The following is a 26,355-nucleotide window of genomic DNA, read 5'->3' on the forward strand; positions in this document are numbered from 1 at the left end:
ACCGCGTCCTATGGCGTGCGGATCGTTCCCGAAAACGTTTCCGTCTCGCCGCGCACGGCAAGCGAGGAGACATCCGTCGCTTATGCCGAAGAAATCATCCCGTTCACCGAAAGCCGCGACATCTTCGAGGCTTTCCAAGGTTCTGGCTATGAGGGCGACGACGCCAGAGGCATGGCGGACGCGATCGGCAAGATGCTGAACGCCTCGGCGCTGAAAGCCGGCACCGTGCTGCGTGTCGGCCTCGAAGTGCGTGGCGATGCGGCTACGGTGGTGCGCACCAGCGTCTATGACCGCACCAGCCACATCGTCACCATCGCGCTCGACGACCGCAAGCAATACGTGCCGGCGGCGGAACCGGAGCCCAATCCGGAAATCATGACCGCCTTCGACGATTCGCCACCGCCGGTCGTGGTGCGCGGCAATCTGCCGACGGTCTATGACGGCATTTATCGCGCCGCCTATTCCTACGGCATGTCGAGCGAGATGACCGGCAAGCTGATCAAGCTGCTTGCTTCGGACGTGGACTTCCAGTCGCGTCTCAATCCTTCGGATCGCATCGAAGTGTTTTTCTCGCAGCCTGACAGCGACGACCAGGCTTCCGAGGATTCAGAACTGCTTTATGTGTCGGCCACTTTCAGCGGCAACACACGCACCTTCTACCGCTTCCAGATGGAAGACGGCGCCGTCGATTATTTCGACCAGGACGGACGCAGTTCCAAGCAGTTCCTGCTGCGCAATCCGGTGCCGAACGGCCAGTTCCGTTCGGGGTTCGGCGGCCGCCGCCACCCGATCCTGGGCTATACGCGCATGCATACCGGCGTCGACTGGGCAGCCCCGCGCGGCACGCCGATCATCGCGTCAGGCAACGGCACTGTCGAAAAGGCCGGATGGGCCGGAGGCTACGGCCGCCAGACCATCATCCGGCATTCGAACGGCTACGAAACCTCGTACAACCACCAGAGCGGTATCGCCAAGGGTGTCGTTCCGGGCGCCAGCGTTCGCCAGGGCCAGGTCATCGGCTATGTCGGCTCGACCGGTCTGGCAACCGGCGACCACCTCCACTACGAACTGCTGGTCAACGGCCGCAAGGTCGACCCGATGCGCGTGCGCCTGCCGGTCGGTCGCGTGCTGAAGGGTGGCGACCTCGAGGCCTTCAAGCGCGAGCGCAACCGCATCGACGATCTTCTGAAGCAGGAAGACAAGGACGGGCTGAAGGTAGCCGCGGCCAGACTCGCCGGCTGATCCCTGTTCTTTCAAAACCCGATTCACGACGAGTGCAGGCGCGCCATAGCGGGCGCCGTCGCGAAACCTATTCGGTGAACTCGACGGAAACGCCCTGCTTGACGATCTTGGCGAGCTCCTGCGCGTCCCAGTTGGTGAGGCGCACGCAGCCATGGCTCTCGGTCTTGCCGATCTTCGACGGATCGGGCGTTCCGTGGATGCCGTAGGTCGGCTTGTCCAGCGCAATCCAGACCGAGCCGACGGGGCCGTTCGGACCGGGCGGGATGGTCAGGATCTTGTTGTTCTCGCCCTGCTTGAAATTGAGGTTCGGATTGTAGGTGTAGTTGGGATTGAGCGCGACGCGCGACACAAGATGGGTGCCGGTCGGCGACGGCGTATCCGCCGAACCGATGGTCGCGGGATAGGCGGCGACGAGCTTGCCCTCGGCGCTGTATGCGCGAACCTGCTTCTGTTTCTTGTCGGCGACGATGCGGGCGACCTGCGCGGAGACCGGAGAACCGATATTGGCGACGCGGATGATGGTGCCCGGACGGCCGAAATTGGCGTCGGGATTGAGCGCCTTCAGGTACTTTTCGTCCATGTGGAAACGCTCGGCGAGCATTTCGCTCACCGACGTGTAGCTCAGCCTCTCGAGCTTGGCCTTCTCGCCATAATCGGCGGGCACGGCGGCGACGAACGGACCGGCGGCATCCTGCGCGGTGATCGTGTAGTCGATGAACGGGTCCCCGCCGCTTTCGGCGAGCGCCTGCTTGATGCCGACAGCGTCGGTCGAGCGCAGGACCTGACCCGTCAACTGGCGGTAGGCGACGAGGCCCTTGTCGACATTGCTGCCGAAATGCCCGTCAATGACACCGGGCGAAGCGCCCTTGCGGTCAAGCAGGACCTGCAGTTCCGCCACCTCGATGCGCGCCGCCGACGTGACCGGTGGTTCGATGGTGGCCGGTGGGTTCGGGTCGACGATGATGTCCGACGGCTGACCGGGGGTGATCACGCTGGTGCCGGGATCGGTCGGGCTCGGATCGAGCGGGGCGCGCTCGATCGGCTGGCGCGTGATGGGCTCGCGCGTTGCGGTTTGCGGCGGCAACGGTTCGCCGTAGCCGTCGTCCGGTGCGGCGGGGAGGCTGTCGCTGGGATATCCCGGCTGGCGCGGCGGCGCCGGAAACTGCTCGGGATAGGCGGAATAATCGTCGATCGGCGGGGCCTGGCGGTCGAGTTCATAGAGCCGGTCGCGACGCAGTCGCGCCATGTCCTCGGGATCGTCGAGATAATAACGCTCCTGCTCGCGCAGCGGGCGGCGCATCGGGCGGCGGCGCTCCTCGCGCGGTTCGATGGCGATGATCTCGCCGGTGTAGGAATCGACGAGGACGCGGCGGCCACGGCTGTCGTAATAGACCTCGACATCGCCGCCCTGGGCGAGTTGCAGCCCGGCCTCCCCACGCGGCGCCGAATCACGGGAACCGGTTTGCGTTCGCTCCGACGCCACCGCGCCGACCGAAGCCAGGCCGGCCGAAAAGGCCGAAACAACGAGAATCTTGCGCAACATGTCTGCCAAAGTCTCCGCGCGGAAGGGGCGCAGCCCACCGCGATATACACCGCCACTTGAAACTGGACCATCAAACATGAACCGGGCATGAAAATGGCCGTTCCGCGGCGGAAACACTCCTTCTGTCTTCTGCGATCTGAACGGTCCAGCAGCAGAAAAGTTGCCTGATATGCTTTGCTCTGGTTTGCCGGCTTCCGCATCCCGTTGCAAGGTTCTCTCCGACTCCCCTTTGACAAGCTCAGGGTGGCGTTGGTGGTAAGCCGGACCCCCTCTCCGGTTTGCTGCGCAAACCACCTCTCCCATTTCATGGGGGCGAGGAACCCAAGCTGGAGAAGCGCTGGCGTCGCGGCAGCGGTTCCTCGCCCCTGCGAAGCGGGGGAGAGGTGTCGAGGCGAAGCCGAGACGGAGAGGGGGTCCTTTCATCATCGCAAGCATCTCCGTTGCCACGCCCTGCAAAGCAGTCTGGCCATTGCTGGGAAAAAATCGGGAAGCGGGGCGCTGGGTCAGCACCTCGTAAGTAAGTAATCTGGCGCCTTCCCAGCGCCCCGCCGGCGATTTTCGGCCATCCCATCTCCCAACATCGGACCTTCCGGTATGCACCGGTGGTTTCTACGTGTCAGCGCCAGAACATACCGCGCCTGGTTCCCGTCAACGCGGGAAATCGTAGAGACTCCGGGACAGCCCCCCGTCTCCACGGCCACGTTAGCCGCTTGCCCGAAGCGCCGGTTCCTCCCCGCAAACCACCGTCATGATCGGCGTTCCCGCAGGAGAAACTGCCGATGAGTATGCGGCAGCTCGAAAGGGGTGTGGATAAAACAAAAACGAAGACTGCTGACAGATGCTGACAATGTGGGGGCTGGTGGAGGCGCGAAAGAGAAGCCGGTTTCCGGAGAATACGAGTTCCCCCGCGCGCCCCTCTGGCCTGCCGGCCATCTCCCCAACAGGTGGGGAGATCGGCAGCTTCGGCTACAACGTCCAACCTCCGGCGTTGGCGATTGGGCAAAGTCGGCGACGCGACTGATCTCCCCACCTGTGGGGGTGAGGAGTGGTTGCCAAGGCAACGAAAAGCCAACGATTTGGCTTTTCGAACGACGAACGCCCGAAGCCATAGCGAAGGGCCGGAGCCGGCAGGCCAGAGGGGGGCGCCGCAAAGCACAGCCGAGTCCGCCAAATGAGCAACGAGGGGACTATTCAAACTTAGCCCGGCGGTGTGACACGAGGCTAACTCTGGTTCAGCCCAAGTTCGCTGCGGATTTTCTTCGGCAGTTTGACCGCAATCAGCCGGTGGCTTTCGCGGAGATAATCCTTGAGCGCCGCGTCATCCATCGATTCGCCGGTCCGGCGCTGGATCCATTTCATGCCGCGCGAGGCGAGATAGGGCGCCGGACGCAGTCCCGGCTGCTCTTTCAAAATGTCGAAGGCGACCTCGGAACATTTGAAGGTGACGAAAAGCCGCCCGCCGTCGTCCCAGCCGCCGATGGCAAAGACCTTGCCGCCGACCTTCCAGACATCGGCGCCACCCCATTGCACGACATGCGTGGTCGACGGCAGCGAGGCGCAGAAGCGGTTGTAGTCATCACGGGTCATCTTGCCGTCGTCAGGGATATTCATTCGACCCCCAACTCCGATCCGATCAGCCGATCCGGAGTGAGGGTCGATTCGTCGGTCGGCATCAAGACACTCCAACCCGACTCAATCAATTGCTCTGCAAATTCTTCGCTTGCCCTCCCCACAAAGGGGAGGGCAAGCGCGCCAGACTTGGCTCAAGCCGCATCTGCTTCGGTCACCACAGTCGGCTTCGAGCGGAAGTTCAGCCGGTCGGAGCCCGCGGTGATCTTGACGGTGGAGCCATCGAGAATCTCCCCCATCAGGATGCGCTCGGCGAGCGGATCCTGCAACTCCTTCTGGATCACCCGCTTCAGCGGGCGCGCGCCATAGGCCGGGTCGTAACCCTTGTTGGCCAGCCAGTCGATCGCGTCCTTGTCGAGCGACAGCGTGATCTTGCGATCAGTGAGCAGCTTTTCCAGCCGCTTGAGCTGGATCTCGACGATCTTGCCCATGTCCTGGCGGCGCAGGCGATGGAAAAGGATCACCTCGTCGACGCGGTTCAGGAACTCGGGGCGGAACGACGCCTTGACCACGCCCATGACTTCGTCGCGAACCTTGTCGACATCCTCGCCCTCGCCCAGGCCGACCAGATATTCGGCGCCGAGGTTCGAGGTCATGATGATCAGCGTGTTGCGGAAGTCGACCGTGCGGCCCTGGCCGTCGGTCAAGCGGCCGTCATCGAGCACCTGCAGGAGCACGTTGAAGACGTCCGGATGCGCCTTTTCGATCTCGTCGAACAGGATCACCTGGTAGGGCCGGCGGCGAACCGCTTCGGTCAGCGTACCGCCTTCCTCGTAGCCGACATAGCCGGGAGGCGCGCCGATCAGCCGGGCCACGGAGTGCTTCTCCATGAACTCGGACATGTCGATGCGAACCATCGCGTGCTCGTCGTCGAACAGGTAATCGGCCAGCGCCTTGGTGAGTTCGGTCTTGCCGACGCCGGTGGGGCCGAGGAACATGAACGAGCCCATCGGCCGGTTCGGATCCTGCAGACCGGCGCGCGCGCGGCGGACGGCCTTCGATACGGCCTGCACCGCCTCGCCCTGACCGACGACGCGCACGGCTAGCTCGTCTTCCATGCGCAACAGCTTGTCGCGCTCGCCTTCCAGCATCTTGTCGACCGGAATGCCGGTCCAGCGGGAAACCACATGAGCGACGTGGTCGGGTGTCACGGTCTCCTCGACCATGGTGCCGCGGCCTTCAAGCGCCTCGGCCTCGGCGAGCTTCTTTTCGAGCTCTGGGATGCGGCCATAGGCGAGCTCGCCCGCCTTCTGGAACTCGCCCTTGCGCTGGGCGATTGCCAGTTCGTTGCGTGCTTCCTCGAGCTGCCCCTTGAGGTCGGCGGCAAGGCCGAGTTTTTCCTTTTCGGCCATCCACTGGCTGGTGAGCGTGGTCGATTCTTCCTCCAGACCGGCGAGATCCTTCTCCAGCCGTTCGAGCCGGTCGCGCGAAGCGTCGTCCCTCTCCAGCTTCAACGCCTCGCGCTCGATCTTGAGCTGCATGATGCGGCGGTCGATCTCATCCAGCGCCTCCGGCTTGGAATCGATCTGCATGCGCAGCCGCGAGCCGGCCTCGTCGACGAGGTCGATTGCCTTGTCGGGCAGGAAGCGGTCGGTGATGTAGCGGTTGGACAGCGTGGCGGCCGCGACCAGCGCAGAGTCCGAGATGCGCACCTTGTGGTGCTGCTCGTATTTCTCCTTCAGGCCGCGCAGGATCGAGATGGTGTCCTCCACCGTCGGCTCCGAGACGAAGACCGGCTGGAAGCGGCGGGCAAGGGCTGCGTCCTTCTCGACATGCTTGCGGTATTCGTCGAGCGTGGTGGCGCCGACGCAGTGCAGCTCGCCGCGCGCAAGTGCCGGCTTCAGAAGGTTGGACGCATCCATCGCGCCGTCCGCCTTGCCGGCGCCGACCAGCGTGTGCATCTCGTCGATGAACAGGATGATGTTGCCATTGGCCGCAGTGACTTCCGACAGCACGGCTTTCAGCCGCTCCTCGAACTCGCCGCGGTATTTGGCGCCGGCAATCAGCGCGCCCATGTCGAGCGCCATCAGCTGTTTGTCCTTGAGGGACTCGGGCACGTCGCCATTGACGATGCGCAGCGCCAGGCCTTCGGCGATCGCAGTCTTGCCGACGCCGGGTTCGCCGATCAGCACGGGATTGTTCTTGGTGCGGCGGGAGAGCACCTGGATGGTGCGGCGAATCTCGTCGTCGCGACCGATGACCGGATCGAGCTTGCCGGCGCGGGCATCCGCGGTGAGATCGCGCGCGTATTTCTTCAGCGCATCATACCCCTGTTCGGCGGAAGCCGAATCGGCGGTGCGTCCCTTGCGGACATCATTGATGGCCTGGTTCAGGGCCTGCGCGGTGACGCCCGCCTTGGCGAGGATATCGGCTGTCTTGGCAGACTTCTCGACGGCCAGCGCGGTCAGCAGCCGCTCGACCGTGACGAAGGAATCGCCGGCCTTCTTGGAGAGGTCCTCAGCTGTGGAGAACACCTTGGCCAGCGGCTGCGCCAAAAAGAGCTGGCCGTTGCCGCCCTCGACCTTGGGCAGCGCATCGAGCGCCGCCTCGACGCCGAGCTTGACGTCGCGCACACGGCCGCCAGCGCGCTCGATCAGCGACGCGGCGAGGCCCTCGTCGTCGTCGACAAGAACTTTGAGAATGTGTTCGGGGGTAAACTGCTGATGGTTGCGCGAAAGCGCCATAGTCTGCGCGGACTGGATAAAACCCCGGACGCGCTCGGAGTATTTCTCGAGATTCATATATCTGTCTCCTTCTCGTCACCGGCCCGCTTTGCGGCACCGGATCGGCTTGCGGTGACGGACCCGCTGGAAGCCAGGTCCTGTTGAGGCAGATATGGGAACTGACGCGAAATCCTCAAGACGTTCCGCCATCGCGCCGGCCACAATATTGCAAGTCGGCCAAAACAAAAAACGGCGGGGATTTCTCCCCGCCGTTTTGCAATCTTGCGATGTCAGGCTGGATCAGCTTTCGACCGGCTCGCCGCTTCCGGCCTCCGCCGACTGGGCAGTCTCGGCGCCTTCGGCGACACGCGGACGGCGTGGACGCCTAGCGCGGCGGGGTGCTGCCTCGCTCTCGGCTGCATTGTCCGTGGGCTCGGCCTCGACCGCGTCGTTGAGTTGCGCGCGGGCGGCAAGGCCGGCCGGCGAAAAGTCCTCGAACTGTACGGCTGCCGGCTGCTCGGCCGGGGCTGCATTTTCCACGGGCGCATCGCCGCCATGGTTCTGCTCGCCCTGCTGCGCCGCCTGCTCGCTCTGCTCCGCGCGCTGGCCATGGTCGCGTCGGCTGTGGTCGCGCTGACCGTGATCGCCGCGCTGACCGTTCTGGCCGTAGCCGCCATTGGGACGGCGGTCGCGATGGCGGCCGCCTCCGTTGGCGTTGCGGCCGCCTTCGGCATTCAGCGCCACCTCGGCCGGCGTACCCTCGATGACCGGTTGCGGACCGGAGCCGTGGGTGGGGGCAGGCGCGGGCGCTTCGGCAGTGGCGTTGCCGTTGCCGGCGTTCTCGAATTCGTCGCGGGCGTCATCGCCGTCGTCGTCGAAATCATCGCGGTTCTGCTGGGTGTTCTGGATCGGCATCTGCGCCTGGGCGGCAGCGATGATGCGATTGTAGTGTTCGGCGTGCTGCAGATAGTTTTCCGCCATGACGCGGTCGCCGGAACTCTGCGCATCACGCGCCAGCGTCGTATACTTCTCCGCGATCTGCTGAGCCGAGCCGCGGATTTTGACATCCGGCCCGTTGCTCTCGTAGTTGCGGGTCAGTGGGTTTGGGCCTTTGCGGTTGTTGTTGTTATTGTTGTTATTGTTGTTGTTATTGTTACGACCCCGCATGCGCCGGTTCTGCTGTTGTGGCCTCATTCTTTTCTCTTTGCGTTGAAAAATCGTTCGCGGACGGCGCACATCAGGTGCCAGCCGTTCCGTTTATCCTGCCGGTGTTCGCCCGCATCTCCTGCGCTGGCGCCACGTGCCATCCTGTATCCGGTTCATTTACTTGCCGGACGATCCCCGCGCGAAGCAAAGGCGTCGTTTACGCAAGAAGGCAGCTTGTTTCTACGGGAACCGAATCGATAACAGTACTGCCTGCTTCGTCTCATCCGGTTATCCGACCCTATCCATATTCCAAACGGTTGCCAAGCGTTTTTTCTGCCGGTGGAAAAGCGTCTTACCGTTGGAACACAAGGGCGCGGTCGCTTCCCGCAAGGTCCTTAGCCGCGGCGATCATCGTGTAGCCGGCTTGGCGAAAGACATCTTCTACTTCGGTCTTCTGGGTATATCCGATCTCGACGGCGATCCTGGCGCCCTTTTCGAGACAGGCATCTGCTCCTGCGGCAATGATGCGGTAGGCATCGAGACCGTCTTCGCCGCCATCAAGCGCACGGACCGGATCGAATTGACGAACTTCCGGCTGCAAGGTCTCAAGCTCTTTGGACGATATATAGGGTGGATTTGAGACAATTAAATGATAGCGACCTTCCGTCGCGGCAAACCAGTCGGATTTGAGCGCGGAGAACCGCTGCGCCAGCCCGCTGTCGGCGGCGTTGCGGGCGGCTGTGGCCAGCGCGTCGTCCGAAATGTCGACCCCGACGGCGACCGCCAGCGGCACTTCCTTGAGCAGCGCCAGTGCGATCGCGCCGGTGCCCGTGCCAAGGTCGAGGATGCGGCAGGCGCCGAGCCTGGCCGCGGTTTCGCGCGCGAAAGGCAGCACCAGATCGACCAGGGTTTCGGTGTCGGGACGCGGCTCCAGCGTCTCGGCCGACAGCGACAACCTGAGCCCGTGAAACTCGCGGAAGCCGAAGATGCGATGCACCGGTTCGCGCGCCAGGCGGCGTTGAAGCGCAGCATCGATGGCGGCCAGTGTAGTGGTGTCGATCAAGCGGTCCGGCGTCGAAATCGCATCAGCGCGGCTGGTGCCGGAGAAATGTTCGACGATCATTCGGGCTTCGAGCGCAGGATCGTCGATGTAGGGCACGGTCAGGCGTGCGCGGGCCTCGCGGAGCGCCTGGGCCAGCGTACGTCCTGCCGCCTCAGCCATTCGCGCCGAGATCGGCGAGCAGCTTCGACTGGTGGTCGGCCAGCAGCGCATTGATGACCTCGTCAAGCTCGCCGAGCATGACGCGGTCGAGCTTGTAGAGCGTCAGGTTGATGCGGTGGTCGGTGACGCGACCCTGCGGAAAATTGTAGGTGCGAATGCGTTCGGAACGGTCGCCAGAGCCGACCTGCGAGCGGCGCGATTCGGAGCGTTCCTGGTCGGCTTTCGAACGCTCCATGTCGAACAGGCGCGCGCGCAGGATCTGCATGGCCCGCGCCCGGTTCTGGTGCTGCGACTTCTCCGCCTGCACCACCATGACGCCGGTCGGCAGGTGGGTGATGCGAACGGCCGAATCGGTGGTGTTGACGTGCTGGCCGCCCGAACCCGACGCGCGCATCGTGTCGATGCGGATATCTTCGGGGCGGATATCGATGTCGACCTCCTCGGCCTCCGGCAGCACAGCCACAGTCGCTGCGGAAGTATGGATGCGCCCTTGCGCTTCGGTCGCCGGGACGCGCTGGACACGGTGCACGCCGGATTCAAACTTGAGCTTGGCGAAGACGCCCTTACCCGAAATGGTGGCGATGATTTCCTTGAAGCCGCCGGCATCGCCGTCGCTCGCCGACACCACTTCGAAACGCCAGCCCTGTTCGGCGGCGTAACGCTCGTACATGCGGAAGAGATCGCCGGCAAACAATGCGGCCTCGTCGCCACCGGTGCCGGCGCGGATTTCGAGGATGGCGTTCTTGTGGTCGGCGGCATCCCGCGGCAGAAGCAGTATCTGGATTTCCTGCTGCAGCGCCTCGATGCGTTCCTCAACCGCCGGCAGGTCGGCTTCCGCCAGCGCGCGCATCTCGGCATCGGTGGTCTTGTCGGCCAGCATCGCCTCGAGATCGGCAAGCTCCTGCTCGGCGGCGCGCAGCGTCCGGATCTTGCCCGCCATCTCCTGGATCTCGGAATATTCGGAAGCCATCTTAACATAAGCTTCCGGCTCCGGCCCGGCCGACATCAGCGCTTCGAGCATGTCGAAACGCTTCACTACCTGGTCCATGCGGTCGCGGGGCAAACTGATCATCTGGGTGTCAGAGCGGAATGTTGTGTTGTTCGGCAAAGGCCAGCAGGTCGGCCCGCATATTCTTCGCCGCATTCGGATGCTCCAGCGCGGCTTCGAGATGCGCGGCAAGCGTTTCAAGCGGCAATTCGGTGAGCATGGCCTTGACCGGGCCAATGGCCGCGGGCGACATCGAGATTGAGCGATAGCCAAGCCCGATCAGCGCCATCGCCGAGATCGGACGCCCGGCCAGCTCGCCGCACAAGGTGACCGGCGTGCCGACGCGGTGGCCGGCATCGGCGATCTGCTTGAGCACCCTGAGGAACGGCACCGAAAGCGGGTCGAAGCGCTCGGAAAGCTGCGTGTTGCCGCGATCGGTCGCCATCACGAACTGGAACAGATCGTTGGAGCCGACCGAGACGAAATCGACCGTGCGCATCAGTTCGTCGAGCTGCCACAAAAGCGACGGCACCTCGATCATCGCGCCGAGCTTCAAAAGCGTCGGCAGGTCATGGGCGAAACGCGACAGGTGGCGGACCTCGCGGTCGATGACCTCGCGCGCCTGCATGATCTCGCCGATCTCGGTGACCATCGGCAGCATGATGCGCAGCTCGCGGCCGCCTGCCGCCTTGAGCAGCGCGCGCACCTGGGTCCGGAGCAGTGCCGGTCGGTCGAGGGTGAGCCGGATGGCGCGCCAGCCGAGCGCCGGGTTTTCCTCGTGCGCGACGCTCTTGAAGTAGGGCAGCACCTTGTCGCCACCGATATCGATGGTGCGGAAGGTCACCGGCTTGTCGCGCGCCGCATCGAGCACGTCGCGGTAAAGCCGCTCCTGCGCTTCGGCGCGCGGGAACGTAGCCGCGACCATGAACTGCAGTTCGGTGCGGAACAGGCCGATACCCGCGGCACCCGATTCGGCAAGTTGCGGCAGGTCGACGGCCAGACCCGCATTCATTAGCAAGTCGACATGCATGCCGTCCTTGGTCGACGACGGCTTCTTGCGCAATTCACGGTAAAGTTCCTGCCGCCTGGCGCGGAAGCGCACCTTTTCGGCATAGGCGGCCTCGACGTCTGGCTGCGGGCGCAGATGGATGCGGCCCTCGTCGCCGTCGACAATGACGGCGTCGCCATTTTCGGCCATCGACACCGCGCCCTTGACCTGTCCGGCGACCGGGATGCCCATGGCGCGCGCCACGATGACGACGTGGCTGGTGACCGCGCCGTCCTCCAGCACCAGCCCGCGCAAGCGGTCGCGCGGATAGTCGAGCAATTCGGCAGCCCCCATCGAGCGGGCGACGATGATGGCGTCGCGCGGCAAGGTGGCGGCCAGCACTTCCGGGCCATGACCCATCAACTGCCGCAGGAGGCGGTTGGCGAGGTCGTCGAAATCGCTCATGCGCTCGCGCAGATAGGGGTCGGTCATGTGCAGCATGCGGGCCCGCATGTCGCTCTGCACCTTTTCCACCGCCGCTTCGGCCGTCAGGCCGTTGCGCACCGCTTCTTCCAGCCGCCGCACCCAGCCGCGATCGTTGGCGAACATGCGGTAGGCTTCAAGCACCGCCCGGTGCTCGCCTTCGAAGGCGACATCGCGGCGCTCCAGCATGTCGTCGATCGACAGCCTGAGCGAACCCAGCGCCTGCTCCAGCCGCCGCGTTTCCTCGTCGCTGTCCTCGTTGAAAAGATTGGTGACGACAATGCGCGGTTCGTGCAGCACGACATGCCCGAGCCCGACGCCTTCGTTGAAGGAAAGCCCGGCAAAACTCGCCGGCCGGCGCAGGTCGAGTTCGAGGCCGGGGCGGGTGAGCCGCGCCAGGTCGCCGGTGGCGATCATCTCGGCAATCACCATGGCGGTGGTTTCGAGCGCTTCGAGTTCGTCGTCGCGGTAATGCCGCTTGGTACGGTTCTGCACCACGAGAACGCCGAGCGTGCGCCCTGCTCTCAGGACCGGCACGCCGAGGAACGAATTGTAGATCTCTTCGCCCGTTTCCGGCAGATATGCGAAGGCCGGATGCTTCTGCGCGTCGGAAAGGTTCAGCGCCCGTGCGCTGGCCGCGATGGTGCCGACAAGGCCCTGCCCCAGCCGCAACTGCGCCAGGTGGACGGCGCCCGGGTTCAGACCTTCGGTGGCATAGAGTTCGAGCACCGAATCGGCGCGCAGCACATAGAGCGAGCAGACCTCGGCGACCATGTTCTGGGCGATTTCGCGGACGATGCGGTCAAGCCGCTCCTGCGGCTCCAGCGGCTCTGCCATGAGCTCGCGGAGCCGTCTCAGAAGCACGCGCGGTCCGGCGGCCATATCACGCATCGGGCTCTCCAACAGCTTTGGCCGGCGCCTTCCTCCTCGAAGTGCCGGTCATGCCGCGACTGGAATCTCGTCTGTCTACTGCTTATCCAGACCGTACACGGAATGCAAAGTGCGAACTGCAAGTTCCGTATAGGGACCGTCGATCAGGATGGAAATCTTGATCTCCGACGTGGTGATGGCGCGGATATTGATCGACTTTTCCGACAGCGCCCTGAAAGCCGTCGCCGCGACGCCGGCATGGCTGCGCATGCCGATGCCGATCACCGAAACCTTGGACATGCCGGCTTCCGATTGCACGACGTCGAAACCGATCGTTTCCTTGACCTTGCCCAGCACGGCCAGCGCCTTGTCGATGTCGCCGGACGGCACCGTGAAGGTCATGTCGGTGAACTTGCCGTCCTCGGAGATGTTCTGGACGATCATGTCGACATTGATGTTGGCTTCGGCGAGCGGACCGAAGATGCCTGCCGCCACGCCCGGCCGGTCGGCGACGCGCCGCAGCGAGACCTGGGCTTCGTCCTTGGCGTATGCAATTCCGGTAACGACCTGCTGTTCCACGATTTCATCCTCGTCGCAAATGAGCGTTCCGGGCGGGTTGTCGAAATTCCCCATGCCCGGAGCATCGGGGTCGTCGAAGGAGGATCGCACAAAAGTGCGTACCTTGTGCACCATGGCAAGTTCGACCGAACGGACCTGCAGCACCTTGGCGCCGAGCGAGGCCATTTCCAGCATTTCCTCGAAAGAGATTTTTGCAAGGCGCCGGGCTTTCGGCTCGATGCGCGGGTCGGTCGTGTAAACACCGTCGACGTCGGTATAGATGTCGCAACGGTCGGCCCTGACGGCTGCGGCGATCGCCACCGCTGACGTGTCGGAGCCGCCACGACCGAGCGTGGCGATGCGGTTGTCCGGCCCGATGCCCTGGAAACCGGCAATGACGGCCACCTGCTCCTCGCCGAAACGCTTGATCAGGAACGAACCGTCGATGTCGACGATGCGCGCCGCGCCATGGGCGTTGTCGGTCTTGATCGGGATCTGCCAGCCTTGCCAGGAGCGTGCATGCACGCCCATGTTTTGCAGCGCGATGGCCAGCAGGCCGGCGGTGACCTGCTCGCCCGAGGCGACGACGGCGTCGTATTCGCGCGCATCGTGCATAGGCGATGCTTCGCGCGTCCAGCCGACCAGTTCGTTGGTCTTGCCGGCCATCGCGGAGACAACGACCGCGACCTCGTGTCCGGCGTCGACCTCGCGTTTGACGTGGCGCGCGACGTTGCGGATGCGGCTGATGTCGGCGACCGAAGTTCCGCCGAATTTCATCACGATGCGCGCCATGAACCTGTAAAGCCTTCTGAATGCGCCGGCGGGGACCGGAACCTGAAACGAAAGCGCCCCGGGATGGCCAGGGCGCGAATGCGCGGTTTCCATAGCCAACTCGGCAAATTTGCGCAAGAAGAGCATCAGCCGGTTGGCGCAAGATAGGGCTGCAATCCTAAGGGTTGATGATGGATTTCATGAATCCCGTTGAAATTGCCACAGGCCTGCCGTTTCGTGACGGCAAATCTGCTCGGTTGGCGCTCGGCCAATCCCAATTGCTGGAATCTGACCGGCAGCCTTTTCTCCGAAACCTGAGACCGCGCTTCCCAAGTGTATCCCATTGCCTATATAAGGATACACGAACGCGTATAGAGGAGCGCATCATGGCGTTTCACATCAAGAACCGCGAAACCGACGCGCTTGCCCGAAAAGTCGCCCGGCTGAAAAAGACAGGACTTACCGAGGCCATCCACATCGCGCTCAGCCACGAACTGGAGCGCGAACAGGGCAAGCCGTCACTGGTGGAAACCGGCGTCCAGTTCTGCCGCGACCTGCGCGCCAGGGGCAGGCCGGAACGAGGCAAACCCGCGGACAAGGCCTTTCGGGACAGCCTTTACGAGGACCGCTGATGTTTATCGACGCCTCAGCCCTGACGGCGCTTCTCACCGACGAGAACGATGCCCGCGAACTCCTGTCCCGCATGCAGGGGGCTCCCACCCGCATGACCTCGCCGCTGGCAATATGGGAAGCTGTTATCGCGATTGCCCGGATACTCGATCTGGAAATCGACGAGGTGGCCGGCAGCGTCCAGCGGTACCTGACATTGATGGAGATCGAGACGGTTTCCGTACCGCCTGAAACGGCGGGAATAGCGCTCGACGCATTTGCTCGCTACGGCAAAGGGCGCCACCCGGCCAGGCTGAACTTTGGCGACTGTTTCGCCTATGCCTGCGCCCGCCATTTCGGAAAGCCGCTTATGTTCAAGGGCGGCGATTTTCCGCAAACCGACATCGAAGCCGCCTGACCGTGTTCCTGCCACCCTGGAGGGATGCGGCGCGGAGCATGATCTTTTCCGAAAACCGGTTCCCACTTTTCGGGATCATGCTCTAAGGTTGCGGCGTCGCAAGGTCAGAAAGAAGCCGACCAGATGGCTGAACAACGCGTGCAACGCCGGCTCGCCGCCATTCTGGCCGCGGACGTGGTCGGCTACAGCCGCCTGATGGGAGCGGACGAGCAGGGAACGCTTGTCGCACTGAAGGAACACCGCAGCCAGCTGGTAGACCGCAAGATCGCCGAACATGAAGGCCGGATCGTCAAGCTCACCGGCGACGGCATGCTTGTCGAATTCCCGAGCGTGGTCAACGCGGTGGCCTGCGCCGCGGAAATCCAGCGCGGCATGAAGGCGCGCAACGCCGATGTTCCGAAGAGCCGGCGCATCGATTTCCGCATCGGCGTCAATCTCGGCGATGTCGTGGTCGAGGAAGGCGATCTTTTCGGCGACGGCGTCAACGTCGCCGCGCGGCTCGAGGGCATCGCCGGGCCGGGTGAAATATGCGTGTCTGCTTCGGTGCGCGAACACATCGGCAATCGGCTCGAATTGCCCTTCGACGATATCGGCGAACAGGCCCTGAAGAACATAGAGCGTCCGGTTCGGGTGTATCGCGTCGGCCTCGCGCCGGAGCCGCGTGCGGCATCGGCCGAAACGTTTGTGAATGGCTCTACCAAGGCTAAGCCGTCGATTGCCGTGCTTCCGTTCAGCAATATGAGCGGCGACCCCGAGCAGGATTATTTCGCCGACGGGATGACCGAGGACCTCATCACCGACCTTTCCAAGGTCTCGGGCCTTTCGGTCATCGCCCGCAATTCGGTCTTCACCTACAAGGGCAGATCAGTCGACGTGCAGGAAGTGAGCCGGCGCTTCGACGTGGCGACGATCCTGGAAGGCAGTGTGCGCAAGGCCGGCCAGCGCGTGCGCATCAACGCCCAGCTGGTCGACGGCCGGGAGGGAACCCACCTGTGGGCCGACCGCTACGACCGCGACCTGACCGACATCTTCGCGCTGCAGGACGAGATCACCCACGCCATCGTCGAGCAGCTGAAGGTGAGGCTGCTGCCGGCCGAAAAACAGGCGATCGAGGCAGCGCCGACGCAGAACATGGATGCCTACAACTACTACCTGCAGGGGCGGCATTTCTATCATCTGCACTCGACCCAGCACGCGCTGCTCGCCCAGCGGCTTTTCCGCAAGGCGGTGGAGCTCGACCCTCTCTACGCGCGGGCCTATTCGGGCCTGGCGGACTGCGCCTGGTTCCTGTTCACCAATCACCACGAAAGCGCCAGCGTCGACGCGATCCTGACGGCGAGCACGACCGCGCTGCGGCTGGACCCGACGCTTGCCGAGGCACATGCCTCGCACGCCATGGCGCTGCATCTTTCGGGCCGCAACGCCGAGGCGCGGGCCGAATTCGAGAAAGCGATCGGGCTCGATCCCAACCTGTTCGAAGTCTTCTACCTCTATGCCTATGCCTGCCGCGACGGGGGCGATCCGGAAGGCGCGGTCAGGATGTACAGCCGGGCGTCGGAGCTTGCTCCGGACGACTATCGCACCAAGATGCTGATGGCGGTGATGCTGCGGGACCTCGGCAGGATGCCGGAGTTCCGGGAAGCCGCCTATGAGGGCATCGGGCGCGCCGAACGGGCGCTCGACGCCCATCCCGACATTCCGCTGGCGGCGTCGCTCGGCGCCTCGACATTTGCGGCACTTGGAGAGCGGTCGCAGGCGCTCGACTGGGCGGCGCGCGCCCTGACCATCGCGCCGGACGACCCGCTGACGCACTACAACGTCGCCTGCGTCTACGCGCTGTTGGGCGAAGAGGAGAAGGCTCTCGCGTTGCTGGAGCCTTGGAGCCGGCGCGTCAACAAGGTGACGAAGAACTGGCTGATGAACGACACCGATTTCGACAGCCTGCGCGAACACCCGCGCTTCAAGCTCCTCGTCGAACGCAACGCATAGAGCAGAGGGCCTCAGTCGAGCCGCCCTGCTCCGTTCCTCAGGTCTTCAGCCGGTAACCGGTGCGGAATATCCAGGCAACGATAGCCAAGCACGCAGTGAGAAACGCCAGCGTCATGGCCAGGCTGACGCCAACGCCGACATCCGCGGTGGAGAAGAAGCTCCAGCGGAACCCGCTGACCAGATAGACGACCGGGTTGAACAGCGAAACCGTCTGCCAGAACGGCGGCAACATGTCGATCGAATAGAAGGAACCGCCGAGGAAGGTGAGCGGCGTCACCACCAGCAGCGGGATGAGCTGCAGTTTTTCGAAGCCGTCGGCCCAGATGCCGATGATGAAGCCGAACAGGCTGAAGGTAACCGCCGTCAGCACCAGGAACAGAAGCATGAACACCGGATGGTCGATGCGCAGCGACACGAACATACTGGCTGTGGCCAGGATGATCAGGCCGATCATGATCGACTTGGTCGCCGCCGCCCCGACATAGGAAAGCACCACCTCAAGATAGGAAACCGGCGCCGAAAGCACCTCGTAGATGGTGCCTGAGAATTTCGGGAAATAGATGCCGAACGATGCGTTGGCGATGCTCTGCGTCAACAACGTGAGCATGATCAGGCCCGGCACGATGAAGGCGCCGTAGTCGACGCCGTCGATGGCGTTGATGCGCGAGCCGATGGCGGTGCCGAACACGACGAAATAGAGCGAGGTGGAGATCACCGGCGACACGATGCTCTGCAGCAGGGTGCGGAAGGTACGCGTCATCTCGAAGATGTAGATGGCTTTGACGGCGCGCCAGTTCATGTGCGGTCCCTCACCAGATTGACGAAGATTTCTTCCAGCGAACTCTGGCTGGTCTGGAGGTCCTTGAAGCGGATGCCGGCATCGCCGAGATCGGCGAGCAGGGCGGTGATTCCGGTCCGCTCGCCACGGCTGTCATAGGTGAAGACGAGGTCGTTGCCGTCGCCGGCAAGCTCGAGCTGATAGTCGCGCAGCGCTGCCGGGACCTCCTGCAGGGGCGCCTGCAGATGCAAGGTGAGCTGCTTCTTGCCGAGGTTGCGCATCAGCTCGGCCTTTTCCTCGACCAGGATCAGCTCGCCCTTGTTGATGACGCCGATGCGGTCGGCCATCTCCTCGGCCTCCTCGATGTAGTGGGTGGTGAGGATGATGGTAACGCCGGTCTCGCGCATGGTGCGCACGAGGTTCCACATATCGCGCCTGAGTTCCACGTCGACGCCGGCGGTGGGTTCGTCCAGGAAAAGAATTTCCGGCTCGTGCGAGAGCGCCTTGGCGATCATGTGCCGGCGCTTCATGCCGCCCGAGAGCGTGATGATCTTAGCGTCCTTCTTGTCCCACAGCGACAGGTCGCGCAGGATCCTCTCGATCAGCGCGGGATTGGCCTTCCTGCCGAACAGCCCGCGGCTGAACGAAACGTCGCCCCACACCGTCTCGAACGCGTTGGTGGTGAGTTCCTGCGGCACCAGCCCGATCATCGAGCGGGCGGCGCGATAGTCTGCCTTGATATCGTGCCCGGCGACCGTGATCTTGCCGCTGGTCGGGTTGACGATGCCGCATATGGTGCCGATCAGCGTCGTCTTGCCGGCGCCATTGGGGCCGAGCAGCGCGAAGATCTCGCCCTTGCGGACATCGAGATTGATGCTTTTCAGCGCTTCGAAACCGGATGAATAGGTCTTGCAGAGGTCTTTGACCGAAATGATGGGCTGCATGAAGACTGCCGTCGCTGGCGGGAATTGGGGCTGAGATCGGTCGAAATACGGCCGGACCGGATTTCTATATGGGCTGCCACCCACGCAATACCACACCGGGCTGCCCGCGCGGTCGAGAATTTTATTGCGCCAGCGATGGCGCTTGCCCGGTCGGCTCGCCCGGATTATCATTCAAGCATACACTTAAATGAGAGCAAGATGGGCAAGGCCCCCGCCAAAGGCGACGTCTTTGCGGCAATCGCCGACCCGACCCGGCGGCGGCTGCTCGAAAGGCTGGTGGTCGGCGAACACTCGGTCGCCGACCTGACCCACGGGGCCGGCATGACGATGGCGGCAGTGTCGCTGCATCTCCAGGTCCTGTGGCGGGCCGGGCTGGTCAGCCGCCGCGTGGCCGGACGGCACCGTCTCTACCGGCTGCAGCCCGCGTCGCTGCGAACCGTGACCGACTGGGCCGAGACGTTGTCAGTGTTCTGGGACGAAAAGCTCGACTGGCTGGATGCGCTGGCAGAGAGGATGGATGCCGCAGCCGATCGACCTGACATTTGAGCACCTCGAGAAGTTTGCGGCAGCAGGGCAGCCCGGGCTTCCGGCTTGATGCAAAGCGCTCAACCTGAAACGAAGCCCCACGGTCAAAACCGCGTGATTGCCGTCGCCCGTCGGTGCTTCGCTCGTGAATGCGGGCTAAGCTCATACATCGTTGCAAGTTCGAGGAAGGCCGGCATGAAAAAGATCGCGATCGCGGCACTGCTTTGTCTGGGTGCGGTCACCGCCCAGGCACAAACGCGCATCGATGCGTCGGGCATGAGCTGCGCCCAGATCCGCGCCGCGCTGGACAGGAATGGCGTCGCGGTCATCAGCCAGCGTTCGAAACGCAACCCCAGTTTCTCCAGCTCCGCCACCTATGTGAGGGACGGGCGTTACTGCGGCATCGGCCAGACGTTGCAACCGGCGAGCGTGGCCGCTGCCGACACAGGCAACTGCTACGTCCAGCGCTGCATGAGCAACGGCTCACGCTCCAGATAGCCTGTCGAGGCGCGATTTCGCGCTGTTTGTAGTCCACCACTGCTTCAGCACATCTCGAAGCGATAGGCCTTGTCTTCCGGCGTCGTCAGTTCGCGGTCGCGCAGGACGATCGGAATCTTGCCGCCACGCTTCGAACAGGCCCGCGTGAACGCTTCCGGATCATTGTCGGGATACTCGATCTCCAGGACCTGATTGTAGATCGATGTGTAAGCGTCGCACTCGTCGTAGGCCTCGCATTCCTCGGCGACGGCGAAATCGAAACCCGCCAGCGACCTGCCGGCCTCGCCGATTTCGGGGTTGTTCTTCTGCCCGACCGCAAGTCCGAGTTCGTGAGCGAAGTCCGACATCAGCCTGGCCAGCGCCAGATTGTCGTTCATGCTAAGCAGGCCAGACGACCTCGACCAGGTGTCCAGATTGTCAGGCTCGATGGCGCTAAAGCCCATCATCCGCGCATTTCCTGATCCACGGAGCGATCACGCTGAAAATGGCTTGCCGTTTTGCCGCGGTAGACGTGTCGAGGAGGAATTCGCCCGGCCAGTTCCCGTCCTCGACCGGTTTGCCGTCCTGGCCGCGCAGCAGGAGATCGGGGTGTTTTTCTTTCCACATGGCCGTTTCCTCGGCCTGGGTCTGAAAACCGTTGAAATAGCAGATCGAATAGACGCCGGGCGCCGCGGGCGACTGGCGGTCGCGGCTGACCGTCTTGACGCCAGCCGGCGGTGGGTAGTCGCCGCCGAGCTGTGAATCATAACCACCGTTCGGCGGCAGGAAGACGATGCCGGCCGCCTGCGCAGCCGAGCCGCTGGCATAATCGCCTGACAGCATGACGATTGCCGCTGTCGCCACGCCGAAAAACGGACATGGCGAAGGAAAAAGCCGTCGCGAAAGCGCGGACATTCGAGCGGCACCCCGTAAATGGACAATCCAATCTCATCATGGACTTGCTGGCCTTGCAAGCAGCCGGATGGCGCGGGCCGGCAGCAGGGCCTCGGCTCGCGACGCGGAAAATCGTGCCTTGACTTTCGGCTCCCGGGACCCGACTTCCTGTCCTCCGAAGGGAGACCGACATTCATGCCCGAGGCGCGACGAACGACAATCGACACCCGCGAAATCGAGCACTTTTCCGCACTCGCGGCGGAATGGTGGAACCCCAACGGCAAATTCCGGCCGCTGCACAAGTTCAACCCGATTCGCCTCTCCTATATCCGCGACCAGGTCGCGGCCCGCTTCGGCCGCGATCCGCGCGTGGCGCGGCCCTTCGAGGGGCTGCGCATACTCGACATCGGCTGCGGCGGCGGCCTTTTGTGCGAGCCGATGGCGCGGCTGGGCGCCACTGTCGTTGGCGCCGACGCCTCGGCCAACAACATCGAGGTGGCGAGGCTGCATGCCGCGGAGAGCGGCCTCGATATCGACTACCGCGCCACCACGGCCGAAGCGCTGGCCGACGAGGGCGAAAAATTCGACGTCATCCTCAACATGGAAGTGGTCGAGCATGTCGCCGATATCGATCTTTTCATCGCCAAGTGCGGCGAAATGGTAAAGCCCGGCGGCATCATGTTCGTCGCCACCATCAACCGCACGCTGAAGGCGCTGGGCCTCGCCATCATCGGCGCCGAATACGTGCTGCGCTGGCTGCCGCGCGGCACCCACCAGTACGGCAAGCTGGTGCGCCCGGAAGAGCTTGAGGCAGCACTTGGCAAGGCGCAGCTGTCGATCATCGACCGAACCGGCGTCGTCTACAGTCCGCTCGCTGACCGTTGGCATCGCTCCAAGGACATGGACGTCAACTACATGGTTCTAGCGGAACGGGCGGGAGCCGCCTGACGGCGGCCGCAGGGACTTACGCCGCCTGGCTTTGCGCCCTGGTGGTCATAACCACACCGGCTGTGACGATCGCCGCCCCCGCCCAGGTGAGAAGCGCGTAGCGCTCGCCAAGGAAGAACGTGCCGGCGATCAGCCCGATGGCCGCCGCGACATAGCCGATCTGGCTGAGATAGACCGGTCCGCCGACCGCCTGCAGGCGGAAGAAGAAGGCGAACATCGCCGAGGCGGAAGCGACCTGTGCCAGCATCAGCAGCGGCAAGCCCGACAAGAGGCTGAACGAACCGGCACTCCCGGTCGAAAACAGGCCGGCCAGCAGCATGGCCGCGGCAGCGAGGTGGCTGCCGACTGCAAGTTCGGTCGGACCGGTGCCTTCCGGCCAGTCATAAGTGCGGTAGATGTTGCCGGCGGCAAGGCTGACCGGGATCAGCAGCCCGACGAACACCCAGAACAACTCGGCCGGCTGGCCCGCCTCGCCCCTGGTCAGCGCAACCATCAGCGCACCGACGAAGCCGACCGCGATGCCCGCGATGCCGAGCAGATTGGGACGCCGCACGCCAAGCAGGATCGACAGCACCAGCGTGATCACCGGGGACAGCGTGAACATGATGCCGGTATAGCCGGCGCCGAGATGTGAAATGGCCGAGAACATCAGCATGTTGGGGACGGCGTAGGAGATCGCGGCCGCGATGGCGAAATAACGCAGCTTGTGCGCGGTGAGGACAAAGCGGTGACGCCGCGCCAGGAGAACCAGGAGCAGCACACCCCCGGCGCCGAACGAGATGACGAAGGCCCACAGCATGGCAGGCACGCCTTCGCCCGTCGCGATCTTGCCGAAAGGCAAGGTGAGCCCGAGCAGGCCGCCGGTCACCAGAAGCAGGCCGAAGGCCGAATCCCATACAGATTTCATCGAGACTTCCGTGCCGCTTGATCGTTCTTGAATTGCCATGGCGAGGATCCGTGCCTTTGTGAAGTCCGCCGGGGATAGCGTTGCCGCTTGTTCGCCGGTCGGTTTCAAGGTAACATAATACGAAGATACTTGATGTCAAGATACTTACCGGAGAGATAGATGGACCGCGCGGCCAGGGCTGTCGAACAGTGGCGAAAGGAACGTCCCGACCTCGATGTCAGCCCAATGGCGGTGCTGGGGCGATTGAGCCAGGCGTCGTTCGTGATCGCACGCGACCGGCTCAATCCGCTGTTTGCGCGCTTCGGGCTGCAATCGGGCGAGTTCGACGTGCTAGCGACGCTGCGCCGTTCCGGGCCGCCTTTCGCGCTGACGCCGACGGCACTCTACGAAGCGACGATGGTGACCTCGGGCGCTATGACCAACCGGCTCGACCGGCTGGAGAAAACCGGGCTTATCGCGCGCGGCCCGCATCCCGAAGACCGGCGCGGCGTCATCGTGCAACTGACGGAAAAGGGCCGCGCCCTGATCGACGAGGCGGTGACCGCCCATGTCGAGAACGAGCACCAGGTGCTGGCCGCCCTCGCGCAGGAGGAACGCGAAACGCTCGCCAAGTTGCTTGAGAAACTGATCCGCAGCCTCGAATAGCCGACAAGCGTCACAGAAGTTGAACTCATCGGCCGAACAGGCCTTCATCATCGTAGACAGCTTTGCCCTGCAGGAGCGTCGCCACTACTTTCGCCTTGCCGATCTCACCAGCCGGCATGGCCAGGATATCGCGATCGATCACCACCAGATCGGCCGATTTGCCGACCTCGATCGAGCCGGTTGTCGAATCCTGGCGAAGCAGACGCGCGGGATTGATGGTCATCCATTCGATGGCGGTTGCGACATCCGGCGCGCCATCGGCTTTGCGCGTCACGGCTGTCTGTATCTTGGCGAGCGGCGACAACTCGTCGGCGTCGAAATCGCTGCTCATCACGACCTCCGCGCCCGACGCCGAGAGCGCGCCTGCCGGCATCATTGCATCGGCGCGGTCGCCGATGAATTGCCGGATGAAGCGGACATATTCCGGATCGACTGAACTTGGCGCGAGCTGAAAATCCGCAACCGCGCCCAATTGCCTGAAACGTGGATAGTCCGCCTTGTCGATGAGGTAGAGATGCGTCAGCCGGTGCGGCCCAGGCTTCGGATCGGATTGTGCAATCGCATCCAGCGCCAGCCGCGCACCCCGGTCCCCGGTGACATGATAATGCAGTTGGAAGCCGGCCTCCGACAGCGCCTTGGAATAGCGATCCAGCGTCTCCACGTCGAAATATAGAAAGCCGCGGTCGAAACCATGATCGATGCCGGCGCCTTGCCTGTAGGGTTCAATCACGGCTCCCGTGCGCTGTTCCAGGATGCCGTCGACATAGATCTTGGCCTGGTTGAACCGCAGCAGGCTGCCGGGATCGTTGGTGTAAAGCCTGGTCAGCGCAGCCATTTGCTCATCGAACGGCATATCCGGGTAGACATAGAGCGCGTTCGAAGCACGAACCGTCAGGGTTTTGTTCGCAAGAACCTTCTCCCAGACCTTCACGTGACCCTGGGGCCAGAAGCCGCCGGCGTCGCTGACCGTGGTGATGCCGTTCTCGGCCATGGTCTGCAGCGTCAGAAGCATGCTTTCGTAAGCAAACTCGACGTTCTCCGGCGTGTCAGGAAAAGCCAGATTGCGCAGCTTCTGCTGCGCATTTTCCAGGACCACGCCGTTCGGCCTGCCGGTGCCGGCGTTGCGCAGGATGATGCCACCGGGCGGATTGCCCGTCATCGTGTCGTAGCCGGCCGCGCGCATCGCAGCCGAATTGGCCCACGCTCCATGTCCGATGTCGTCAAGGATGAGCACGGGCCGGTCCGGCGAAATCTCGTCGAGCAGCGCGATGGGATTGTCGCTCTGATCGAGCAGGTTGGTCATACTGACGCCTGATCCGAGCACCCAGTCCGTCTTGTTGCTTTCGATGCAATCCTCAACCGTGGCGAGCGTATCGGCCAGCGTATCGAACGGCTCGAACTCGCACAGGATCTGGTTCACGCCCGCCTCGACCAGGTGCATGTGCGCGTCCTGAAATCCGGGCAGTATCATCATGCCGCCCATATCGACGACATCTGCGTCCTTGCCGGCGGTATCCAGCACCGCATCCCTGGCGCCAACCGCCAGAATTATACCGTCGTCGCCGATCGCTATCGCCTCGGCCGAGGGCTGGCTCGGGTTCACCGTGTGGATTTTGGCGTTGGTCAGCACCTTCGGCCTGGCAAAAGCTACGGGGGCCACCATGCTCGCGGCCAAGAACATCGCGAAGGCCGCGCCGAAACGCCGGCCGGTCCGAAAACCGTTCATCCAATACACTCCAAGATTGCAGCTTCAAGCTAGCCGGCAGGAGCAAGACTGTCCATCGAGCGGTCTGGAGGGCCGCAACGGCGCTCGCCGCCCGACCCTTGATCAGTTCCGGTCGTCGGGAAATACCGGGATCGGCAGGAATTCGACGCCGTCCTCGACGAGGCCACGCGCCTCTTCCGCCGTCGCCTCGCCGTAGATGCCACGTGCATCCGTCTCGCCAAAGTGGATTTTCCGCGCCTCCTCGGCGAATTTGTCGCCGACGTAATCGGCGTTTTCGCGCAGCTTTTCCGACAGCGCCTTGAGCTGCGCCATCGCCGCCTGCTGCTCAGCGTTCATGGCAAGCGCGATCTTTTGCTTCTTGCGACCGGTCGAGACGGCTGGTGCCATCAGCGCTTTTTCGACCTTGTGCGAGCCGCAGGCGGGGCACTCGACCAACCCGCGCTTCTTCTGGGTTTCGAAGTCGTCATTGTTGCGGAACCAGCCCTCGAAATCGTGGTCGTGGTCGCAGGCAAGTGAAAAACGGATCAAGATGCGGCCCTCAGACCGGCATTGCCGCCGGCAAGCCTGACCGAAAACTCGCGCGCATTCTTGAGGTTCGGGATTTTCTTGCGGGCGGCAGCTGAAGCGGCAGTGTCGATCTCGGCATAGACGATGCCGGGTTCGGCGTTGCCTGCATCGGCAACGACACGGCCCCAGGGATCGACGATCAGCGAATGACCGAACGTTTCGCGGCCGTCCTCATGCACGCCGCCTTGCGCGGCAGCAATCACCCAGGCGCCGTTCTCGATGGCGCGGGCGCGCAGCAGGGTATGCCAATGCGCCTCGCCGGTCTGGCGGGTGAAGGCTGCGGGAACCGTCAGCACCTCGGCGCCGGCCAGCGCCTGCGCTCGGAAGAGCTGCGGGAAACGCACGTCGTAGCAGATGGCGAGGCCTATCTTTGCTTCCGGCAGTTCGACGACGACCGTCTCCGTGCCCGGCTCGTAGGCCGCCGACTCGCGCCAGCTCTCGCCATTGTCGAGATCGACGTCGAACATGTGGACCTTGTCATAGGTTGCGGCGAGACCGCCGCTCGCATCGAAAAACAGCGCGCGGTTGGCGAGCTTGCCGTCAGCGAGCGCGATGGCGTTGGAGCCGACATGGATATGAATGCCGAGTTCGGCGGCAAGCCGCGCCGCCGTGCGGGCGACGAGATCATTCTCCACAGGATGGAAGGCGGCCGCGCGGGCTTCCTTGTCGCGCACCATCGCGTTGGTCATCTCCGGCGTCTGCACGTAGCGTGCGCCGTTGGCAGCCGCTTCGCGGACCATGCGTTCGAAATCGGCCACATTCCTTTCAGGATCGGTCCCGGAGCGCATCTGGACGGCGGCAGCCTTGAAAACACCCATCGGAAAG

General features: G+C 63.6%; 24 protein-coding genes (1 of these 24 only partly in view). 8 read left to right on the top strand and 16 right to left on the bottom strand.

Going from position 1 to position 26,355, the window contains the following annotated elements:
* Nucleotides 1-1,242: the 3' portion of a M23 family metallopeptidase gene (locus F3H98_RS06485; protein WP_149759322.1), read on the top strand. 714 nt of this gene lie to the left of the window's left edge; the window shows 1,242 of its 1,956 coding nt (coding positions 715-1,956); its start codon lies beyond the left edge, outside the window; its stop codon occupies nt 1,240-1,242.
* Between the two features lie 67 nt (nt 1,243-1,309).
* Here the strand turns inward: F3H98_RS06485 and F3H98_RS06490 are convergent, their stop codons facing one another.
* The 8 genes from F3H98_RS06490 to F3H98_RS06525 all read right to left on the bottom strand — a co-directional run bounded on the left by F3H98_RS06490 (nt 1,310) and on the right by F3H98_RS06525 (nt 14,124).
* Complete coding sequence (locus F3H98_RS06490; protein WP_149759323.1) at nt 1,310-2,785, bottom strand: L,D-transpeptidase; 1,476 nt, start codon at nt 2,783-2,785, stop codon at nt 1,310-1,312.
* 1,221 nt (nt 2,786-4,006) lie between these two features.
* Nucleotides 4,007-4,372, bottom strand: coding sequence for an MmcQ/YjbR family DNA-binding protein (locus tag F3H98_RS06495; RefSeq protein ID WP_149759673.1), 366 nt, complete (start codon nt 4,370-4,372; stop codon nt 4,007-4,009).
* A gap of 176 nt (nt 4,373-4,548) precedes the next feature.
* Nucleotides 4,549-7,155: an ATP-dependent chaperone ClpB gene (clpB, locus tag F3H98_RS06500; RefSeq protein WP_149759324.1), complete on the bottom strand. Its 2,607-nt coding sequence runs from the start codon at nt 7,153-7,155 to the stop codon at nt 4,549-4,551.
* A 222-nt stretch (nt 7,156-7,377) separates the two neighbouring features.
* Nucleotides 7,378-8,271, bottom strand: a complete 894-nt coding sequence (locus F3H98_RS06505; protein ID WP_149759325.1) for a DUF4167 domain-containing protein — start codon at nt 8,269-8,271, stop codon at nt 7,378-7,380.
* A gap of 304 nt (nt 8,272-8,575) precedes the next feature.
* Nucleotides 8,576-9,445, bottom strand: coding sequence for a peptide chain release factor N(5)-glutamine methyltransferase (gene prmC / locus F3H98_RS06510; RefSeq protein ID WP_149759326.1), 870 nt, complete (start codon nt 9,443-9,445; stop codon nt 8,576-8,578).
* The gene (gene prfA, locus F3H98_RS06515; RefSeq protein ID WP_149759327.1) at nt 9,438-10,517 is read right to left on the bottom strand and encodes a peptide chain release factor 1; all 1,080 of its coding nucleotides are present in this window, start codon (nt 10,515-10,517) and stop codon (nt 9,438-9,440) included. Before prfA ends, prmC begins: the two co-directional genes overlap by 8 nt.
* A gap of 7 nt (nt 10,518-10,524) precedes the next feature.
* Nucleotides 10,525-12,795 carry a phosphoenolpyruvate--protein phosphotransferase gene (gene ptsP / locus F3H98_RS06520; protein ID WP_149759328.1) on the bottom strand — a complete coding sequence of 757 codons (2,271 nt, stop codon included), beginning with the start codon at nt 12,793-12,795 and terminating at the stop codon, nt 10,525-10,527.
* Nucleotides 12,796-12,870: 75 nt separating this feature from the next.
* Complete coding sequence (locus tag F3H98_RS06525; protein WP_149759329.1) at nt 12,871-14,124, bottom strand: aspartate kinase; 1,254 nt, start codon at nt 14,122-14,124, stop codon at nt 12,871-12,873.
* Nucleotides 14,125-14,489: 365 nt separating this feature from the next.
* Between F3H98_RS06525 and F3H98_RS06530 the strand changes: the two genes are divergently transcribed.
* From F3H98_RS06530 to F3H98_RS06540, 3 genes are all read left to right on the top strand, one after another.
* Complete coding sequence (locus F3H98_RS06530; protein WP_149759330.1) at nt 14,490-14,735, top strand: type II toxin-antitoxin system VapB family antitoxin; 246 nt, start codon at nt 14,490-14,492, stop codon at nt 14,733-14,735.
* Nucleotides 14,735-15,130, top strand: coding sequence for a type II toxin-antitoxin system VapC family toxin (locus tag F3H98_RS06535; RefSeq protein ID WP_149759331.1), 396 nt, complete (start codon nt 14,735-14,737; stop codon nt 15,128-15,130). The genes F3H98_RS06530 and F3H98_RS06535 overlap by 1 nt, the downstream gene beginning before the upstream one ends.
* A gap of 123 nt (nt 15,131-15,253) precedes the next feature.
* Nucleotides 15,254-17,119, top strand: coding sequence for an adenylate/guanylate cyclase domain-containing protein (locus F3H98_RS06540; RefSeq protein ID WP_149759332.1), 1,866 nt, complete (start codon nt 15,254-15,256; stop codon nt 17,117-17,119).
* 37 nt (nt 17,120-17,156) lie between these two features.
* Here the strand turns inward: F3H98_RS06540 and F3H98_RS06545 are convergent, their stop codons facing one another.
* The gene (locus F3H98_RS06545; protein ID WP_149759333.1) at nt 17,157-17,918 is read right to left on the bottom strand and encodes an ABC transporter permease; all 762 of its coding nucleotides are present in this window, start codon (nt 17,916-17,918) and stop codon (nt 17,157-17,159) included.
* The gene (locus F3H98_RS06550; RefSeq protein WP_149759334.1) at nt 17,915-18,841 is read right to left on the bottom strand and encodes an ABC transporter ATP-binding protein; all 927 of its coding nucleotides are present in this window, start codon (nt 18,839-18,841) and stop codon (nt 17,915-17,917) included. The genes F3H98_RS06545 and F3H98_RS06550 overlap by 4 nt, the downstream gene beginning before the upstream one ends.
* A gap of 198 nt (nt 18,842-19,039) precedes the next feature.
* Here F3H98_RS06550 and F3H98_RS06555 point away from each other — a divergent pair, with 198 nt between their 5' ends.
* Nucleotides 19,040-19,387: an ArsR/SmtB family transcription factor gene (locus F3H98_RS06555; protein WP_149759335.1), complete on the top strand. Its 348-nt coding sequence runs from the start codon at nt 19,040-19,042 to the stop codon at nt 19,385-19,387.
* A gap of 174 nt (nt 19,388-19,561) precedes the next feature.
* Nucleotides 19,562-19,864 (top strand): hypothetical protein, encoded by a 303-nt coding sequence (locus F3H98_RS06560; RefSeq protein ID WP_149759336.1) that lies wholly within the window; start codon nt 19,562-19,564, stop codon nt 19,862-19,864.
* Between the two features lie 44 nt (nt 19,865-19,908).
* Here the strand turns inward: F3H98_RS06560 and F3H98_RS06565 are convergent, their stop codons facing one another.
* Both F3H98_RS06565 and F3H98_RS06570 read right to left on the bottom strand, forming a co-directional pair.
* Nucleotides 19,909-20,310, bottom strand: coding sequence for an endo alpha-1,4 polygalactosaminidase (locus F3H98_RS06565; protein ID WP_149759337.1), 402 nt, complete (start codon nt 20,308-20,310; stop codon nt 19,909-19,911).
* Nucleotides 20,297-20,758, bottom strand: a complete 462-nt coding sequence (locus tag F3H98_RS06570) for an endo alpha-1,4 polygalactosaminidase (protein ID WP_149759338.1) — start codon at nt 20,756-20,758, stop codon at nt 20,297-20,299. The genes F3H98_RS06565 and F3H98_RS06570 overlap by 14 nt, the downstream gene beginning before the upstream one ends.
* A gap of 174 nt (nt 20,759-20,932) precedes the next feature.
* Here F3H98_RS06570 and ubiG point away from each other — a divergent pair, with 174 nt between their 5' ends.
* Nucleotides 20,933-21,685 carry a bifunctional 2-polyprenyl-6-hydroxyphenol methylase/3-demethylubiquinol 3-O-methyltransferase UbiG gene (gene ubiG / locus F3H98_RS06575; RefSeq protein WP_149759339.1) on the top strand — a complete coding sequence of 251 codons (753 nt, stop codon included), beginning with the start codon at nt 20,933-20,935 and terminating at the stop codon, nt 21,683-21,685.
* Nucleotides 21,686-21,701: 16 nt separating this feature from the next.
* Here ubiG and F3H98_RS06580 read toward each other — a convergent pair whose 3' ends face one another.
* On the bottom strand, nt 21,702-22,592 hold the full coding sequence (locus F3H98_RS06580) for a DMT family transporter (protein WP_149759340.1): 891 nt from the start codon (nt 22,590-22,592) through the stop codon (nt 21,702-21,704).
* A 159-nt stretch (nt 22,593-22,751) separates the two neighbouring features.
* On the opposite strand from F3H98_RS06580, the gene F3H98_RS06585 reads away from it, so the two are divergent.
* A complete protein-coding gene (locus F3H98_RS06585) occupies nt 22,752-23,237 on the top strand; it encodes a MarR family winged helix-turn-helix transcriptional regulator (protein ID WP_149759341.1) in 486 nt (161 codons plus the stop codon).
* A 25-nt stretch (nt 23,238-23,262) separates the two neighbouring features.
* Here F3H98_RS06585 and F3H98_RS06590 read toward each other — a convergent pair whose 3' ends face one another.
* From F3H98_RS06590 to F3H98_RS06600, 3 genes are all read right to left on the bottom strand, one after another.
* The gene (locus F3H98_RS06590; RefSeq protein ID WP_149759342.1) at nt 23,263-24,963 is read right to left on the bottom strand and encodes an amidohydrolase; all 1,701 of its coding nucleotides are present in this window, start codon (nt 24,961-24,963) and stop codon (nt 23,263-23,265) included.
* 102 nt (nt 24,964-25,065) lie between these two features.
* Nucleotides 25,066-25,491, bottom strand: a complete 426-nt coding sequence (locus F3H98_RS06595) for a DUF1178 family protein (protein WP_149759343.1) — start codon at nt 25,489-25,491, stop codon at nt 25,066-25,068.
* The gene (locus tag F3H98_RS06600; protein WP_149759344.1) at nt 25,488-26,348 is read right to left on the bottom strand and encodes a carbon-nitrogen hydrolase family protein; all 861 of its coding nucleotides are present in this window, start codon (nt 26,346-26,348) and stop codon (nt 25,488-25,490) included. Before F3H98_RS06600 ends, F3H98_RS06595 begins: the two co-directional genes overlap by 4 nt.
* Nucleotides 26,349-26,355: the final 7 nt, after the last annotated feature.

The sequence above is a fragment of the Neomesorhizobium albiziae genome, from assembly GCF_900114255.1.
GTDB classification, from domain to species: domain Bacteria; phylum Pseudomonadota; class Alphaproteobacteria; order Rhizobiales; family Rhizobiaceae; genus Neomesorhizobium; species Neomesorhizobium albiziae.